We start from the raw sequence: 16,667 nt of genomic DNA, 5'->3' as shown, positions 1-16,667 counted from the left end.
TCAGACCGCGCGAGGATCAGCTATTACGCCATCGGCGTGCGCCGAGAGCGTAACAGCGGAGATGTTGGGCTTTTTGAGGCCTAAGCGGGCATTGATGGATTTGTGCTCAAGCCACATCGCCATCAGGTTTCACCGCGACCGCGTTCACTTGCGTCATAGAGCCTCAGCTTCCGCAGAAGAATAGGCATCGTGAGCCCCTGGACGACGACTGAAAAAACAACAACGCCAAATGCTGTGACCAATATTTGATTGTAGTGCGGAAAGGAGGGCGGAAGCGCGAGAGCTAACGCCAATGCCAGGCCCCCTCGCAATCCACCCCACCAGAGGACATGTTGCTCGCGCATGGGTACGGCCGAACCCGAAGGTCGAAAGGACAAACACACCGGATAGACCGTGAGGCCTCGTCCCATGAGTACCAAGCCGATTGCAAGCAAGAGATCTCTGGTGCCGACCTCGGTAAGGGGCATGCCCCCGACCCTCAAACCGATCAAAAGAAAAATCAGGGAGTTTGCGATGAACGCGCCGAACTCCCATAGGCCGATCACGAAAGAACGACCGTCGGGGGAAAAGGCTTTTCGGCCCTTATCCTCGCCGAGAACACCCCGATTGCCCATAACAAGACCAGCCGCGACGGTAGCAAGAACACCCGAAGATTGGAGATTTTCTGCCAACAGAAACGATCCGTAGGCAGCGACGGCAGTCAATGTAGCTTCCACCAAACGGTCGGAGGTTCGTCCAGCGATCGCAATGGCCGCGACGCCACACGTAACTCCTATCAGAATGCCCCCGGCCGTCATGAAAGCCAGGTTACGTCCCACGGTCGCCATGCTTAGCTGCGAACTGTCCGTCGCCTGTGCCCACGTAAGGACAAGCGCAAACAAAATCGCTGCAACGCCGTCATTGAACAGGCTTTCACTCTCGACCAACAGGCGGAGGCGCCCCCTAATGCCGATTTCCTTGAACATGGCAAGAACGGCGATCGGATCGGTTGCAGCAATCAGCACCCCAAAAACGAGAGCCGCTGAAGCGGGCCAAGCCGAAAACGTCACCATGCCTGCTGAAACAACGACTGCCGAGATGACCACACCTAGCGTTGAGAGTACGATAACTAATAACATGTCCTGCGGAGCTCGCGCCACCGGATGCTCAGCGCGGCTTCAAACAGAAGCGGTGGAAGGATCACATCAAAGATGAAGTCATGTGTGAGCATCGCACCTGTGTCGAACCCGGTCACAGCAAGACCGATGCCCGCGAGGACGAGCCCGACTGTGTATGGCAGACGCATGCGAAGGGCGATGATCGCTACGAGAATAGCCACGCAGAGGAAAGCAATGGTGTGGGTGAGAGCGGTGTCCATTATTCGATCGTGGCACAACTGGGCAGTTTGCGATTCACGGTTGCAGCCGCGCTACGGATCACCGTCGACGCGGCAATCGATTGCGTCCATCGCGTCCATAATGGCGTGTATGCTGACATGATCAGTTTACGCCTTGCGAGGGGCCTGCCGCTTGCGAAAATCCCGGTAAGGTAGGTTTGCGGGCCGATAAACAGAGCATGGCGTGAAAACTACTGCTGGGCCAACGCGGCGGCCGATGACATGCTCCGCGGCAGCGCGGGCCGCCATGCCCATGCTCGAACAGCGAAGCCTGAGCATAGCTGCTCTCGATGTCAGGTGGCCCTTTTCACGATCTCAAACCCTCTTGCTTGCAACTCCATCAAAATGCCTTGAGCAAGATGGGTGCATTCCTCTGGCTTGATCCAATCCGGGCTTCTCCAATCCGGATCGTCCTCCTTCGGATAATTGATGAACGCTGAGCGAATGGCAGCTTCAATAACATCTATCGGACTGTCAGACATTCGAACCTCTAAATCGGCGGCTCCGAGGTGGCGCGGCTGCCTCTATTTTGGTAGACACTCTACGTTGTAAGCGATGATAATCTGAGCGGGATCCGCTTTCCCTATGGTTTTCAAATCTTCCAGACCGCTTTTTAGCTTCGCGCCCGCTTCTTTCAAGCTACCTTCGAGGGCCGACTTGGCTGCCCTGCATCGTTGTTTATTTGAAAATTCCTGAAACACTACGGTTGGGAGCAACCTCCACTCAGCCTTGTCGTTAGTGGCTGCCGGACTGACGGAATAGGAAAAGACGTACATTAGCACCCACATGTCCATTTTCCGCTACAATGGCAGTACACCGGCTTCCGACCACGACTAGCTTGGCATATCGAAACTCGACAGCCGCAGGCGGTCCAGGATCACGATCTCCCGATGAGTTTTGCCAATGAACTCCAGCACGCCCTCTCTCTGAAGTTGAGAAACGGCGCGGGACACAGTTTCAATCGTTACACCAAGATAGTCGGCAATGTCGCGACGGGTCATCGGCAAAGACAACATTCCGGCACTCGTCAGCCTCCCGTCCATCTCAAGCAGGAAGGCAGCCACTTTTTCCATTGATGACTTACGGCCCAATAAAAGAACTTGGCCTTCTGCGTGCCGCAAGTTGCTTGTCGCCGTGCTGAGCAGGTTGTGAAAGACATTAGCATTCGTCCCGGCTGCTTCCTCCAGGCTTTGCCGTTTAATCAAACAAACCATGGTCTTTACAAGCGCTTCGGCGGCAAACCGATGGATGGGGCCGTTCTCAAACCCAAAAATATCGCCACGCAAGTGGAACGCGCCGATCTGACGGCGGCCGCCTGAAAGCAGTTTAAAACGACACACGGCACCGGTTTGCACTTGATAGACGTATTCCGCTGGGTCGCTCTCGCCGTAAATTTTCTGCCTCTTCTCGTAGATGCTGGCGAACGGGCTCGAACCGCTCGTCAAACTGAGCTCACCGAGCGAATTGGGACGAGACGCTCGGTCTAGCGCGAGACCCATAAACACGGCTCCACTCTCACAATATGCTCTCGCGGTCGAGCGCGACGCTAGGTGATCTCCGCACCCAAAGGCTGCATATACGTCCCACACTAGAGCAAAGCCGTTCTCCGATGTTCATTGTACTAAGGTACAGTTCGGCACTCTTAGGCTCTAGAGGCAAGCTATGGTGTGATCGGACCATTCAAGCCGTCCATCGGCAATATCGAGACGGCAAGGTCGTTGCTAGCGTTGCTGCGCTTCGTTGTCGGCTTCCGCGCAAAAAGCACAAGATGTTGCCGGGCCTTCGGATCCTCCGCTCGAGCGAGACTAGTACTTGGTGAACGATCGGCGACCGAACTTATAGTTGAGGCCAGCGCCGGCGACGTCATCCCCGGTCCGTCGGTAGAAGCGTCAGCGGCGGCCGACCGGGATGGACCAAGACAGGTTCGGTCTGGCTTAGATTTTCATGACTACGCGACCGTCGATCTTGTTGGCGCGCATGCGATCGAAGATGCTGTTGACGTCTTCGAGACGTTCTGTCGAGTAGTGGACCTTCACCTTACCGTCGCCAGCGAACTGCAGGCACTCGGCGAGATCCTGTCGTGTCCCCACTATCGACCCTCGAATGGTCTTGCGCATCAGGACCGTGCTGAAGATATCCAGATCGAAAGAGCCCGGCGGCAGACCCACGAGGGACATCGTCCCCCTCTTGCCGAGCATACCGAGCGCCTGGCTGAACGCTTTGGGTGAGACGGCGGTCACGAGCACGCCCTGAGCACCGCCGCAGAGCTTGTTCACCTCGGCTACCGCATCGGTTGTCATGGCGTTGAACGCCGCGTCGGCACCCATCTTGCGCGCCAGCGACAGCTTCTCATCCGAGATGTCGACCGCGATGACGCTGAGACCCATCGCCTTCGCGTACTGGACGGCGACATGGCCTAGTCCCCCGATGCCGGAAATGACGACCGTATCGCCGGGTCTGGCATCAGTCTCCTTCAGCCCCTTGTACACAGTCACGCCCGCGCAAAGGATCGGAGCCGCGGGTTCGAAGTCCAGGCCGTTCGGCAAGTGGCCCACATAGTTCGGATCAGCGAGGGCATACTCCGCAAAGCCGCCATTGACGGAATAGCCCGTGTTCTGTTGTGCATCGCACAGGGTTTCCCAGGCGGCGAGGCAATGCTTGCAATGACCGCACGCCGTGTGCAGCCAGGGGACGCCGACCCGGTCGCCTTCCTTCACCGCGGTTACGCCTCCGCCAACGGCGGCGACGGTCCCAACGCCTTCATGACCGGGAATGAAGGGCGGGCTCGGCTTGACTGGCCAGTCGCCATCGACGGCGTGCAGGTCCGTATGACAAACTCCACACGCTTCGATCTTCACAAGGATCTGGTTTCGTCCAACCTCCGGGATCGGCACCTCCTCTATCGACAGCGGCTCCTTGAACTTGCGCACTATCGCGGCCTTCATGGTCTTCGCCATAACGCCCTCCCTGATCAAGACCTCGCATTTGGATTTCGATGAGATGCCGCCGTCTCGCGGCTCGCTGCCGTACGGTTTTGATGATGGCCCGACGCCGCCCAGTCGGATGCAACCGCATCGAAATCGAGCTTCCAACTCGGCGGGTCCGCGCCCTCATATCTGAACGTTCAGGCGGCCCTTATGCTGTGTGCAGACGGCCAGCCGTTGATCCAAATCAAGGAAACCAGCAAGCAGCGGACCTGTTCGCCCCCAGCGGCCTTCGTCAGCGGGCTTTCGGGGTGATCCTCGCCTCACAGTACTCAATCGTGATGTTGTGACCCTCGCCAGAACCCGCCTTGCTGTAGTGCTTCTCAATCTTGGGCATGACAAAACGCGGCTAATGCGGCGATTCCTGGTTTTGATTTCCGGTGACAATCTCCACAGCATCGAGTCCCAACGGACGGCGCGCGACCAATTGCGAGCCCACCGCGTCGAACACAAAATCGGAGAGCCCGATCGTGCTGCGGCCCTCAACACTGTGCTTCACACTGCGTTGCGTGGAGAGACCTGCGCGGCCGGGCAACGCGCCAGCGCATCAGTCCCTGATAGAGCCGACGGGTCTTTGATCGATGTCGGGGGTTTCAGATATTCCCTTCGCGCGCGTACTGGAACCGATGGAGCGGATCTCGGAGACCCTGTTCGGGCTGATCATGGCTCTCACCTTCATCTGCAGCCTCGGTGTCGCAACGGCGGGCAATATCAACATTCGAACGATGCTGATCGGTGCGCTCGGTTGTAACCTGGCCTGGGGCATCGTCGACGGCGGTCTTTTTCTGTTGGCCCGCATCAACGACCAGGGACGCAAGATCCTGACACTGCACGCAATACGGCTGGCGCCGGATCCTGAGGCTGCGCGACGCGTCATCGCCGACGCATTGCCGCCGGAATTGGTGTCGGTCTTGCCTTCGGAGCAACTGGAACTGATGCGACGAAACTTGCAGCAAATGCCTGAGCCCTGCAGGCGTCCGAGGCTGACGAAGCGCGACTGGATTGGAGCTCTGGGTCTTTGCCTGCTGAGCTTCTTTTCGACCTTTCCGGTTGTATGCCCGTTCATAGTCCTGGGCGACGCCAGGCTGGCATTGCGTGTCTCCTACGCGGTCGCCATCGGGATGCTTTTTTGCTGTGGTTACGTGTTTGGACGTCACAGCGGGCTTCGGCCCTGGGCCTCGGGTCTATCGATGGTCGCCGTTGGTGGTGCGCTGATCGGCGTCGCAGTCGCTCTTGGCGTTACCCGCCTATCTCAATTGGCAGGCCGGCGTGACATTCACCCACAAGATCTTCAACCTCGATCTGCGCTACTACGACACCAATCTGTCGAAAGAGAACTGTTTCGTCTTTACCGGCGACCCAAACGCGCGACCGGGCGGCCGTGTCGATCTCGTGACCAACCCGGGCGGCCTGGTCTCGAACTGGTGCGGTGCAACGATCGTCGCCAGGGCGTGGATTGCGTTCTAGCGGTTTGGCCTCGTTCCCGGGCGCGCCTATGGCTGTTCGGCATGCTGGCGGATCTCACTCACTGGCGATCTTCCTGCCACCTGCCAACGGCTCCCAACGGCATTTGACACCGCATCTCGTTTGGATCACGGAACCCCTGAGGTCGCGACGAATTCTTTGATCTACATCAATTTGGATCCGGGTCAGCGGCGTTCGATTGGGAACGTCGCAATCAACCGCGAGGCGCGCATGCGTCGGTTCAAAACGATTTACCTTGCAACCGTCTTGGGTGCACTGCTCCTTGGTCAGCCCGCGCTCGGCCAAACGAGCGACCAGACCGCGCCTCCAGCTGCGGCCGTGCCGCCTCCTGCCGCGGCCGCGCCGTCGGAATCGGCGGAGACGCTCAAGCCGGCCGAACTGGAAGGTCTGGTTGCGTCCATTGCGCTTTATCCTGACACGCTGCTGGCGAATGTGCTGATGGCCGCCACGTATCCGCTCGAGGTCGTCAAGGCCGAGCGATGGCTGAAAGACAACAGCAAACTGAACGGCGACGAGCTCAAGGCCGCTGCCGAGAAGCAGAGTTGGGACTCCAGCGTGAAGGCGCTGATTGCGACGCCTTCCGTGCTGCAAATGATGAACGATCAGATCGATTGGACGCAGAAGCTCGGCGAAGCATTCATTGCCCAGCAGCAGGACGTGATGGACGCAGTGCAGCGGCTGCGCTCCAGGGCCTATGACAGGAAGAAGCTTGCCACCACCAGCGAACAGGTCGTGACGGTGCGGCAGGAGCAAAACAGGTCCGCCATCTACATCGAGCCTGCGGTGGCCGACTCGATTTACGTCCCCTATTATGAACCGTCCGTGATGTTTGGGGATTGGCCCTACGCCGGCTATCCAGCCTACCCCTATTACTGGGGATACCCCAGCTACATCGGTGCCGGCATCATCGCGAGCGGCATCGCATTCGGCGCGGCCTATGCGCTCGGCCGTTGGGCCTTGGGTGGATACTGGGGCGGTGGCGGTTATTGGGGCGGCAGCCGTGTCAATTGGGGCGGTGGCGCCATCGATATCAACCGTGGCGCTCGTGTCGAACACTGGCAACATAATCCGGCGCATCGCCAAGGTGCGCGCTACAACAATTCCAACCTTCAGCAGAGGTTTGGCAACCAGCGTCCCGCCGGCGGCCGCCAGGGAATCGGCCAGGGAGCGAACCGGCCGAACGCCGGCGGCGCAAATCGGCCTCGGGTCAGCCATCACGGCCAACGCGCTGATCGCGGAAGGCAGGCGGGTGGCGGAAGAACGTCTGCGGGTAACCGACAAGCAGTCAACAGAAACCGCGGATCTGCCGGACGCAGTGCCCGCTCGGGCCGCGTGGCGACAAGACCAGCTTCTCGAGGCGCCGGACGATATGCAGGCGGCGGACATCGTGCTGTCGGATCACGGGGCGGCGGAAGTTTCCGCGGCGGGGGTGGCGGCGGATTGCGCGGCGGCGCGCGCGGCGGTGGAGGTCGCGGCGGTGGTGGAGGCGGTCGTGGTGGCGGCGGACGTCGCTCAGACATCAACCTCAAGCACGATATCTTGCTGCTCGGCCATCTGGAGAACGGGCTCGGCTACTACCGTTTCATCTACAATGGCGGCCACACGGCCTATGTCGGAGTGATGGCGCAGGAGGTCGAGACGCTTCAGCCGGAGATGGTCGACCGTGGCGCCGACGGCTATCTCCGGGTCCACTACGACAGGCTCGGCTTGCAATTCCGAACCTACGACGCCTGGGTCGCATCCGGAGCGAGAATACCGAGGCTGAAATGAGGGAGCGGACCATCGGTACGGTTCATCATGTTTTCGATAACCGACTGAACCCGATTGCGGTGACCAAGTAGACAGCATCGCTTTCGTCCACGAGCACGTCACCAATTGTCATAGTTGTGTGCGCCAACCCCTTACTCTGAAGCAGATCGAGAGCCTCACCATTCGGCGACCAGATGTCCGCCCGCATGCGACGCAAGACATCTTCCTGATCATCAGCCTCAATGTCTTTCAGGTGAACATGAGTAGCCGAAAGGTCGTTGGGATCGGGTGAGCTTCCAACGACGCCACGAAGAAACGATGGCTTCATATACCAGACTTGATATCTCATGGTGCGCCTCACTCTCTCTCTTGCTGTCGCCTCGTCCCTGGAATTATCGATCGCCAACTTCAATCCATGACCAATCTGGTGATCACGCCAGGTTTCACCTCCATCTCCGCACGGGCGCTCGCCTTACGCGGGGCGGCCTCGTCCTTTGCCGGGGTCGACAAGTTTGACCGCGACACGCGTGCGGTGCTCGGGCCGCCACGTGGCGATCCGCGGCCGCTGGCAAGCCCCATATCTTGAACCGAAAGGTACCAGCGAATCAGGAGACCGAAACGACCCGCAGGTTGTTGGTTGTTCCGCCCAGACCTAACGGCATGCCGCAAACGACCACCAAAGTATCGCCCGCGGCATCGAATTCCTCCCGCTTCGCAAGCTCGATCGCGCGGCTGACCATCTCCTCGTAACTTTGTACATGTTCAGAAAGCGCGCTATGTGTCCCCCACAAAAGGCAGAGACGACGAGACACTTCTATGCTCGTCGTCGTCGCCAGGATCCGCACCTTGGGCCGCTTGCGCGCAACGCGTGCGGCCGTTGTCCCGCTTGAAGTATAGGCAACGATAGCCGCCGCGCCAATCGCCGAGGCCAAATCCGCCGCCGCCGCCGCGACCGCATGCGGCAGCGTCTGCTCCTCGTTCGGCTGGGTTGCCTCGATGATCGAGCGATACATCTTGTGCTGCTCTGTGCTACGGATGATGCGGTCCATCATTTCGACGGCTTGGCAAGGGTACTGGCCGGTGGCCGACTCCGCCGACAACATCACCGCATCCGCGCCGTCGTAAATCGCCGTCGCGACGTCTGAAGCCTCGGCGCGCGTGGGTGTCGGAGCCGAGATCATGGAATCAAGCATCTGCGTGGCCACGATTACTGGTTTGACAGCCAGCCTGCAGGCGCGCACCAACTCCTTCTGGCGGCCGGGCACGTCCTCAGGCGGTATCTCAACCCCGAGATCGCCGCGCGCCACCATGATCGCGTCCGACGCCTGGATAATGTCATCGATCCGCTCGAGCGCTGCGGGCTTCTCGATCTTCGCCATGAGCCCGGCGCGCTCGCCAATCAGAGCCCGCGCTTCGATCACGTCGGACGGTTTCTGCACAAATGAAAGACCCACCCAGTCCACGCCGAGACGCAAACCGAATTCCAGATCGGCGCGATCCTTCTGGGTAAGTGGCGACAGATTGAGTATCGTTCCTGGCAAACTGACGCCCTTGTGGTTCGAGATCGTCCCACCGACAATTACTTCCGCCTCGATGAAGTCATTGCCCAAGTTCTTCGCGCGAACGCGTATCCTACCGTCGTCGATCAAAAGATCGTCGTCGGGCGCAAGGGCTGCAAAGATTTCCTGGTGCGGCAGCGGTATCGCCGAGCCATCCCCTTCCGATCCGAAGCGAACAAAGCGAATGGTCTCGCCGGATCGGACGGTGATCTTGTTATCGCGCAGCGTGCCGACGCGAATTTTCGGCCCTTGCAGGTCCATCAGAATACCGATCGGGCTCTGCAACTCCCGCTCGAGTGAGCGGATTGCGGCATGGACGGTTGCGTGATCCTCTTGGGTTCCGTGGCTGAAGTTAAGACGAAATGTGTCGACGCCGGCGAGAAATAGCGCTTTAAGCATCTCAGGCGAGGCGCTCGCGGGACCCACGGTAGCAACGATTTTTGCCCGTCGACGCCGCACCACTATACGACGCATGGACATATGACCCTTCCCTTTCCGCTCGATTAGGCAAGCTGACAATTTCATCCCGTGTAGTGAACTGATCGCAACCTTACGCTGCCAAGCAGGCGAACGATCCGCAAATGCGGCCGCAGACTTTCACCGCGCTACTTGGACTGCATGGACAAGCGCGCACGCTCGGCCACCACCTCCGCATGGAGACGCTCGACGTCCTCCCGACGGCACAATTGGGTGCCATGGGTCAGGACCGCTGCGGCGCCGGAAGCTATGCCGAGCATGAATGCGTCCTCGACATGTTCTCCGCGCGCGAGTGCGCAAGTCATTCCCGCGACAAAACTATCGCCTGCGCCCACTGCACTCAACGGCTTCACTTGGGGGCCCCTCAGGCGCAAGGTGCCCGCGCGATGCGCAAGCAACGCGCCATCGCGTCCCATGGTCACGGCAAGGTTCTCGACGGAACCACCGGCAACCAAAGTTGTCGCCGCCTCGACAATTTCATGCGCTGATTCAAATTTTCGGTGGGTCAGCGCCTCAAACTCCCCAAGACTGGGCTTGGCAAGATAAATTCCTCCTGCCCGTATTGCCGCCTGGGCGCGGGTCCTGAAGTGTCAAGGATCAAGCGCGCTCCGTTGCTTCGCACAATACCGGCCAGACGGGCATAAAAATCAGTAGGAACACCGGGCGGCAAGCTACCGCTCGCGACGACATAGTCTGCATCACAGCCATTAAATTCTGATAGGACCGACTGCCACTCTGCTTCAAGAAGGGCAGTGCCCTCGCTTACGAAACGATATTCCAGCCCCGAGACCTCTTCGAAGACCGTAAAGCTGATGCGTGTGGCACCCGCTATGTCGATGCGCTTACCTGGCAGGTCCAGTCTTGCAACGAGATCGTTCAGGACGAGTCCGGTTGCGCCGCCGGACAGGTAAATGGTGTAGGCCTCGGCGCCCAATTCTTTCAGCACGCGCGCGACGTTTATGCCGCCGCCCCCTGCGTGAGTACTCTGATCTACCGCGCGGTTCTTATGGATCGGTCTGATCTCGTTCGATTGGAATGCGAGATCAATCGTCGGGTTCAGCGTTAGCGTAACGATTGGCTTTGGGACTATCTCCGGCTGCTGCATGATGTCGCATGCCTCTCCCTTGGCGCTCAGCGGCGACCGACGCGGTTGACCGGACCGCCGCGATTTATAGCCGTACCGTGTGTCACCGACCCGCGCACAGCGCGCGCGACCGGGCGCGGCCTAAGCACAACGCCAGCCCTTGCGATACAGCTCGGGGGATAGCCAACGTACTGGCAATACACCACCGCTCCCGCAGGGGCGCTGCTGACAGTAACACCAGCAAGTCCCAACAGAGTGCTGATCAACAAACCGCCGACTGCGCCAGAACCAATCGAAAGACGATCCCACTGCATGACGCCTCCTCAAAGCGTGCGCTTCATGATGCCGTGACGGCTCCATTTGGTCGCGCCGCAATTGATAGGAAGCGTGAGTTTGCTAGGCAAGGCTAGCGTTGACATAGATCAACATTGTCCCGCTTGGCCGTTGCCTACCAAATTAGGCCCGCTGCTGTGCTTAACCGGTGCGCGCCAGACGGTGGGACATGAAGCAAGTTTTTGAGATACTCGCAGAAACCTCGGCTGTCAGTGCCGCTGTCTTGTGGTTTGTTTCTGCGCGCGTTCGTCTTCGCAAAAGCAAATTCGCAAAACGCGGCTTGGGAAGCGGTGTCGACGATCCACGTGCATTGCTTCTCATGGTCTATAGGCAAAGTCAGTGGAGCGCATGGGCTGCCATTGCCGCCGGACTAGCCGCATTGTTCGCTCTCGCGGATGGCTTGGCGCGCTAAGCATTGGTTAGCCAGATCTTGCCGCCGCCTTTGCGTTGCCCCCGTTGTGCCAGCCGCGTCATCGATCCCCATTCGCGGCGGCGGCTTGCCGCCGGCAACTCCGCGACGACGCTATTCCGCTCGGCTCTCGGAAGCGGACAGTGGCGGACTGATAGCGGTAGTCGGCCACGGGTCAAAAATGCGAAGAACTACCTGAGCAAATGTGGTCCGCTATGCCTCGCGGAGCGGATCTGAGCCAGGCGTTGCGCTTTGCAGCTAAGGGCCGATATTGTTGCAAAAGTCTTTTTGGGGTGGCGAACGAAAATTCTTAGGGCCGCTGACGCGTCTTACGCGCGACGACGTGAGGGACCGTATGGCTTCATCCAAAGTCGACCCCGAACCTTCGTCGTGGCGTTCAAAGGCAATGCAGCTGCGGAGAGGTCCAGAAATCGACTTCGGCGAGATTTTTAGGGTTGTTCAATTTTCGACTTTTGCAACACAATCGGCCAACAGCGGTCATCCCGCGACCGCGTAGATGAGTGCTGCCCGATGTCAGATGGGTGATTTAACAAGCAAAGCGGCCTCAGTGCGCGCACATCTGAGGCCGTTTGAGACTCTCCCGCCGGGCATTGGACAAAATGTCGACCGGTCGGTGGCTTAGCTTTCGGTGATAGGATCGCCGAACGCTGAGGACCAAGACCTGCCCAAGTGAATCGTTCCGTCTAAATCTGAATTATTAGCGCTTCGCACCGCAGATGGTGCGCTGGCCCTGTTTTGACCTTGAATCGCTACGTAACCGCTAACTCGGCAACCGAACACGAATTAACTGGCTATTTGGTTCGATCGGGACCCATATAATTCCATCACCGCTGCAGCACGGGTATCCACCGGTGACAGAGAGTGTTGCGCTCCCGCCTATTCGAGGGAGGCATCCTATGCCCCAATCGCAACGCATATCGTTCGCCATTCCGCTGGTTGCATTTGGGCGCCCCGCCTGTCCGAAGTGCAAGGCCAAGATGATGCTTACCAGCATCGAGCCAGCACGCCCAGGTGTCGACTTGCATACGCTTGAATGTGCTGTCTGCAATCACGTCGTCACAGCCCTGGCGGCCTATGAAGATCCTATGAAGTCCAAGGCTCTTGGACGCTGGCTTCAAGGCGATTTGCACTCGCCCACCTAGCTAGGTGAGAGTCACCCTGTCATTTACGACAGCAAGGGCTCTGCAAGCGTCGATTCGGGTTCGACCGAAATGACCAACGTCTCAATTGGGTCAATGGGCGAAGTAACAGTGGGTCTGAGCCAATTCCGTTCCGCCCCCAGCAACGGACCACGACCGCAAAGGACAAGGCGACTAGATTTGCCGAAACACAAGGCACCGGCGAGACGAGGCTGCCAATGAGACAGCCTCACAGTATGTAGTTCGGCTCCGCGCGCCACGACCTCGCAATACGCTACTTTTCGACTTCGACGACGTAGCGCCGTAGTACCTTGGTTGCCTTGTCGCGCTGGGGTGCAAGTTCGGCCCATGCTTTCGATTTGTAGAATGCCAGTGCGTCGTCAATGCTGTCCCATTCGACGATGGCCGCACTCTTGGGCGGCGCTCCACCCTCTATTTGCACCACCCGTCCGGCTGCGGTGCGTAAAGCTCGACCATGGGCTGCCTCTATGGCCTTCCGGGCGTCAGGGAGGTATGCGGCTTGGGCTGAAGGATCGAGGATTTCAACCTCGCTGACGGAGTAGGCTTTCACCTTGGCCCCTTGAGCGTGGAGGCCCTGAAGTGCGATAGCACCGATTGCAACGCCTGCGAGCAATGCCATTCTATAATTTTCATGACTTCCTCCCAGTTGCTTGCCGATGATCCGGCAGCGAGTAGTACTGCTTTTTAAGACCGCGCAGTGAGCAATCTTGATGGCTGGCACCCGGCGCGGATGGCAACGCAACATGATAGAGGCACGAAGGTCGGAAAGATGAGGGACAACGCGGAATGGCCGCTTCGGGTCAAAACGCGAAGTGGCGGCCATCTCACGGCCCGTCAGCTTATCTCTCAAAAGCAGACGTGGGTCGGCACGATGTAGAGGTCCGAGACAGGCCACTTCCGGACGCATGGGTACGGCAAAGGGGGAATTGACCAAGATCTGCCGATCGAGAAGCGGCGCTTGTTGCACGAACGATTGATCTGGAGATGTGATCAAATGCACGGTTGTTCCGCGGCGAAGCGCCAGCGGAAATCCTCATGGCAGTTGGGAGACTGAAAGTGGAACTCCTGCGGGGTCGCCGCGTTTTCCCTTCAAGAGCGACGATCGATTGTCCGCTGAGAGAGCTCAAGCATGGACGGTTTTTGCGGCACGCACCAAGATGAAGGGTAAGCGATGCGAACGCCACTCCCACTTGCAATGCTCATAATATCTGTCTGTTCAACTTTATCATCCAACGCACAATCCCAAAGTAGCCAGACAACGACTGTCGGCCCATGGGAGATTGCAACAAGTTACAAGGCAGACAAGTTCGATGCTTGTGTCATGAACCGCTCTGCTGCCGGATTCGGGATAAGCTTTATGCGAGCTCAAGATGGGCTTTTGCTACTTCTCGATTCTCCAAAATGGAAGCTCGATCGCGGCAAGGCCTACACTGTTCGCCTCGTCGCAGGTTCGCAATCTGTGGAAGCCAAAGCCCTAGCTGAAACGAGAGGTGTGACGGTCGCGCTTGCAGACCGCCCTTTCAACGGAAAACTTCGAACAGCTGCCGTTCTTGATGTTCGCGGAGAAGGCGCGACGTTACAGGTGCCGCTGGATGGAAGTGCGGCAGCCTTTGAGCGTCTAGAAGCTTGTTTCGAGAAAAATAGTCGAGAGCGTGCTGAAACAAATCCGTTCGTTGCACCCGATCGAAAGCCTTAAGTACGACAGGTAGCCGCGATCATCATCTCTGGGCGCTAATAGCCACGTCCGCTAAGGGGCAGGAACACCCGTCAACGCAGTCCTCGTACAACGTCCGGTTGCCGACATGGCGGCGGCGTTTTCGTTGTTCAGCTGAGGGCCAATTCCGTGCTCATGCGCCGCAGCAAAAAGGTGTTCTATTCGATCACCTCCTCTGCGGCCGCAAGCAGCGAGGCCGGCACATCGAGACCGAGGGTCTTAGCGGTCTTCAGGTTGAGCACGAGCTCATACTTGGTCGGCAATTGCACCGGCAAGTCGGCGGGCTTCTCGCCCTTGAGCATTCGGTCGGCGTAAGCAGCCGCCTGTCGGAATAGCCCGATCAGATCGACGCCGTAGGACATCAGGCCGCCGTCGGCGACGGCTGCGCGCAGCGCGTATACTGCCGGTAGTCGGTAACGTGCGGCGAGCTCAACGATCAACTTGCGCTGGGCGTTAGTCACGGGATCCGACGGAACAATCAGGCCGTGGCCCGCATATTGTCCCCATTGTGTCATCGTGGCTTCGATTTCGGCCGCTTCACGCGCCGACGCCGAAACAATGCTTACCGAGAAATTGGGGGCGGCCGCCTCGAGCAAGGCGAAGATCCGCTTATGGGTAGCGTTGTCGGGGTTCAACAGGATGGCAACGCGGGTGACATGTGGCGCGACCTGCTGGAGCGTCCCGAGCAATTTCACACCCAGGCTCGGCTCCATGACTGTGAAGCCGGTGATGTTGCCGCCCGGATGGGAGAGGCTTCGCACCAGGCCATCCCCCACCGGGTCGCTGTTGCCAATGAAGATGGTCGGAACGGTCGTGGTTAGCCGGTTTGCGGCAAAAGTCGCGGCATCGCCATTTGCGAGCAGAACATCCGGGGCGCGGCGCAGCGCCTGCTCGGTGGTGGACCGCACCCAGTCGGCGTCGCCCGTGCCCCATTCAAAGTTGACCTGTAGATTTCCGCCAATTGTCCAGCCACCCTTCTTCAGCTGGCTCTGGAATGCCGTCGCGCGAAGCTGTCCTTGTGGATCGTTTTCTGGGTACAGGATGACGACACCGATCCGCCGTACCCGTTCCACCTGCTGCGCGCGCGCCGCGAGTGGCCATGCTACTGCTGCGCTGCCGAGCAGCGTGATGATCTCGCGCCGTTTCAATTCACCGAATTGCATCCGCCGCCTCGGCCAACGTGACATTATAACGCAATCGCGAGCATTAAGTTAGGGCTCGCTGCACCGGGAGATTTCAACGCCGTTTATGTCCTCTGTGGGGTCAATCGCGTCGATTTGGCCCGCTGCCACTCACTCTGGTCTCCTTCTAACTCCGGGCATGCCGCTGCATCGCACCAAGTGAAGCGATGGGCCATCAGCTGACTCGCTGCAAAGTAGAACCCGTTAGTTTCAGTGCTCATATTGCAACTGCGAGCGCGCCTATGACCCCACACTTGTAGCTACGAGAGTTCCCGGACTTCTCAAACAGCGCAGCAATTGGGGTATGTCCTTTGGTACAATGAACATAGGGACAAGCGTGAACTAGCCTCTAAAATCAGTGCATGTTTGGAGGGCCAATGTTTGTGCGCACTTCGACCGATAAAACTTATCGGCCAACCACGCTCGGTGATCTCGGTATATCGAGCGGTTCGAACCAGCTCGTATGCCTGAGCGAGTTCACCTACAAAAAAGGCACTCAAATCTTTGGCGAGGGAGAGCCTGCCGAGTACATATACCAGATCAAGCTCGGAGCCGCTCGGAGCTACAAAATGCTCAATGACGGGCGGCGACAGATTGGCGCATTCCATCTCTCTGGGGACATCTTTGGATTGGTGAACGGTGATTTCCACCGGTTCACTGCAGAAGCCGTAGTTCGGACCACCGTCCGGCTCTTGATGCGTCGAAGCCTAGAGGAGGCTGCTCAGAGCGACACCGTCCTCGCACGCGAGCTGCTCCACCTAACCACGAAAAATCTGCAACATGCTGAAGATCATATGCTTCTCCTGGGCCGCAAGGATGCCGTCGAACGGGTCGCGGCATTCTTAGTAGAAATGGACCAGCGAAGCACCGCTACCGCCGTGATGGCGTTGCCAATGACGCGCCGTGATATTGCGGACTACCTTGGGCTGACCATTGAAACTGTTTCCCGCGCATTGTCGCGACTGCGTCGGGCGGGCGTACTCGAGTTCATTGACATCAACCAGCGCGAAATCAACATTCTAGATCGGAAACAACTGCACGCGTTTGATCTTCAAAGTCATTGAGCGACTTGACTGCGCCGCACCAAACGACGCGATGGGCCACATGGTGACATTCAATGTACGGAGTGGTGCCTC

Annotated in this window: 18 protein-coding genes; 5 read left to right on the top strand and 13 right to left on the bottom strand. The window is 58.7% G+C overall.

Annotation, left to right across the window (positions count from 1 at the left end; genetic code table 11):
* Nucleotides 1-122: 122 nt before the first annotated feature.
* The gene (locus tag ACPPVR_RS12505) at nucleotides 123-1,118 is read right to left on the bottom strand and encodes a cation:proton antiporter (protein ID WP_426614517.1); all 996 of its coding nucleotides are present in this window, start codon (nucleotides 1,116-1,118) and stop codon (nucleotides 123-125) included.
* Complete coding sequence (locus ACPPVR_RS12500) at nucleotides 1,109-1,279, bottom strand: cation:proton antiporter (protein ID WP_426616088.1); 171 nt, start codon at nucleotides 1,277-1,279, stop codon at nucleotides 1,109-1,111. Before ACPPVR_RS12500 ends, ACPPVR_RS12505 begins: the two co-directional genes overlap by 10 nt.
* Between ACPPVR_RS12500 and ACPPVR_RS12495 the strand changes: the two genes are divergently transcribed.
* The gene (locus ACPPVR_RS12495; RefSeq protein WP_426616348.1) at nucleotides 1,199-1,531 is read left to right on the top strand and encodes a hypothetical protein; all 333 of its coding nucleotides are present in this window, start codon (nucleotides 1,199-1,201) and stop codon (nucleotides 1,529-1,531) included. The two genes, ACPPVR_RS12500 and ACPPVR_RS12495, sit on opposite strands and share 81 nt — an antisense overlap.
* A 137-nt stretch (nucleotides 1,532-1,668) precedes the next feature.
* On the opposite strand, the gene ACPPVR_RS12490 is transcribed toward ACPPVR_RS12495, so the two are convergent.
* The 4 genes from ACPPVR_RS12490 to adhP all read right to left on the bottom strand — a co-directional run bounded on the left by ACPPVR_RS12490 (nucleotide 1,669) and on the right by adhP (nucleotide 4,332).
* On the bottom strand, nucleotides 1,669-1,857 hold the full coding sequence (locus ACPPVR_RS12490) for a hypothetical protein (RefSeq protein ID WP_426614516.1): 189 nt from the start codon (nucleotides 1,855-1,857) through the stop codon (nucleotides 1,669-1,671).
* Between the two features lie 42 nt (nucleotides 1,858-1,899).
* Nucleotides 1,900-2,163 (bottom strand): hypothetical protein, encoded by a 264-nt coding sequence (locus ACPPVR_RS12485; protein WP_426614515.1) that lies wholly within the window; start codon nucleotides 2,161-2,163, stop codon nucleotides 1,900-1,902.
* 45 nt (nucleotides 2,164-2,208) lie between these two features.
* Nucleotides 2,209-2,880 carry a helix-turn-helix domain-containing protein gene (locus ACPPVR_RS12480; RefSeq protein ID WP_426614514.1) on the bottom strand — a complete coding sequence of 224 codons (672 nt, stop codon included), beginning with the start codon at nucleotides 2,878-2,880 and terminating at the stop codon, nucleotides 2,209-2,211.
* Nucleotides 2,881-3,309: 429 nt separating this feature from the next.
* Nucleotides 3,310-4,332 carry an alcohol dehydrogenase AdhP gene (adhP, locus tag ACPPVR_RS12475; protein WP_426614513.1) on the bottom strand — a complete coding sequence of 341 codons (1,023 nt, stop codon included), beginning with the start codon at nucleotides 4,330-4,332 and terminating at the stop codon, nucleotides 3,310-3,312.
* A gap of 608 nt (nucleotides 4,333-4,940) precedes the next feature.
* Here adhP and ACPPVR_RS12470 point away from each other — a divergent pair.
* Together ACPPVR_RS12470 and ACPPVR_RS12465 are read left to right on the top strand one after the other, a co-directional pair.
* Nucleotides 4,941-5,933 carry a VIT1/CCC1 transporter family protein gene (locus ACPPVR_RS12470; protein WP_426614512.1) on the top strand — a complete coding sequence of 331 codons (993 nt, stop codon included), beginning with the start codon at nucleotides 4,941-4,943 and terminating at the stop codon, nucleotides 5,931-5,933.
* A gap of 121 nt (nucleotides 5,934-6,054) precedes the next feature.
* On the top strand, nucleotides 6,055-7,614 hold the full coding sequence (locus tag ACPPVR_RS12465) for a DUF3300 domain-containing protein (RefSeq protein ID WP_426614511.1): 1,560 nt from the start codon (nucleotides 6,055-6,057) through the stop codon (nucleotides 7,612-7,614).
* 25 nt (nucleotides 7,615-7,639) lie between these two features.
* On the opposite strand, the gene ACPPVR_RS12460 is transcribed toward ACPPVR_RS12465, so the two are convergent.
* The 6 genes from ACPPVR_RS12460 to ACPPVR_RS12435 all read right to left on the bottom strand — a co-directional run bounded on the left by ACPPVR_RS12460 (nucleotide 7,640) and on the right by ACPPVR_RS12435 (nucleotide 13,636).
* Nucleotides 7,640-7,942, bottom strand: coding sequence for a hypothetical protein (locus ACPPVR_RS12460; RefSeq protein WP_426614510.1), 303 nt, complete (start codon nucleotides 7,940-7,942; stop codon nucleotides 7,640-7,642).
* A 256-nt stretch (nucleotides 7,943-8,198) separates the two neighbouring features.
* The gene (gene pyk, locus ACPPVR_RS12455) at nucleotides 8,199-9,614 is read right to left on the bottom strand and encodes a pyruvate kinase (RefSeq protein WP_426616087.1); all 1,416 of its coding nucleotides are present in this window, start codon (nucleotides 9,612-9,614) and stop codon (nucleotides 8,199-8,201) included.
* A gap of 143 nt (nucleotides 9,615-9,757) precedes the next feature.
* A complete protein-coding gene (locus ACPPVR_RS12450) occupies nucleotides 9,758-10,138 on the bottom strand; it encodes a PfkB family carbohydrate kinase (RefSeq protein ID WP_426616086.1) in 381 nt (126 codons plus the stop codon).
* The gene (locus tag ACPPVR_RS12445; protein WP_426614509.1) at nucleotides 10,135-10,734 is read right to left on the bottom strand and encodes a 1-phosphofructokinase family hexose kinase; all 600 of its coding nucleotides are present in this window, start codon (nucleotides 10,732-10,734) and stop codon (nucleotides 10,135-10,137) included. The genes ACPPVR_RS12450 and ACPPVR_RS12445 overlap by 4 nt, the downstream gene beginning before the upstream one ends.
* Before the next feature lie 26 nt (nucleotides 10,735-10,760).
* Nucleotides 10,761-11,027: a hypothetical protein gene (locus ACPPVR_RS12440; RefSeq protein ID WP_426614508.1), complete on the bottom strand. Its 267-nt coding sequence runs from the start codon at nucleotides 11,025-11,027 to the stop codon at nucleotides 10,761-10,763.
* A gap of 1,862 nt (nucleotides 11,028-12,889) precedes the next feature.
* A complete protein-coding gene (locus ACPPVR_RS12435; protein WP_426614507.1) occupies nucleotides 12,890-13,636 on the bottom strand; it encodes a DUF1330 domain-containing protein in 747 nt (248 codons plus the stop codon).
* Nucleotides 13,637-13,957: 321 nt separating this feature from the next.
* On the opposite strand from ACPPVR_RS12435, the gene ACPPVR_RS12430 reads away from it, so the two are divergent.
* Nucleotides 13,958-14,332, top strand: coding sequence for a hypothetical protein (locus ACPPVR_RS12430; RefSeq protein ID WP_426614506.1), 375 nt, complete (start codon nucleotides 13,958-13,960; stop codon nucleotides 14,330-14,332).
* Nucleotides 14,333-14,508: 176 nt separating this feature from the next.
* Here the strand turns inward: ACPPVR_RS12430 and ACPPVR_RS12425 are convergent, their stop codons facing one another.
* Nucleotides 14,509-15,513 (bottom strand): ABC transporter substrate-binding protein, encoded by a 1,005-nt coding sequence (locus ACPPVR_RS12425; protein ID WP_426614505.1) that lies wholly within the window; start codon nucleotides 15,511-15,513, stop codon nucleotides 14,509-14,511.
* Between the two features lie 395 nt (nucleotides 15,514-15,908).
* Here ACPPVR_RS12425 and ACPPVR_RS12420 point away from each other — a divergent pair, with 395 nt between their 5' ends.
* A complete protein-coding gene (locus ACPPVR_RS12420) occupies nucleotides 15,909-16,595 on the top strand; it encodes a helix-turn-helix domain-containing protein (RefSeq protein WP_426614504.1) in 687 nt (228 codons plus the stop codon).
* Nucleotides 16,596-16,667: the final 72 nt, after the last annotated feature.

The sequence above is a fragment of the Bradyrhizobium sp. McL0616 genome, assembly GCF_049993385.1.
Taxonomy (GTDB): Bacteria; Pseudomonadota; Alphaproteobacteria; order Rhizobiales; family Xanthobacteraceae; genus Bradyrhizobium.
The sequence above is the reverse complement of the archived record's forward strand: the minus strand, read 5'-3'. Positions and strand labels throughout refer to the sequence as shown.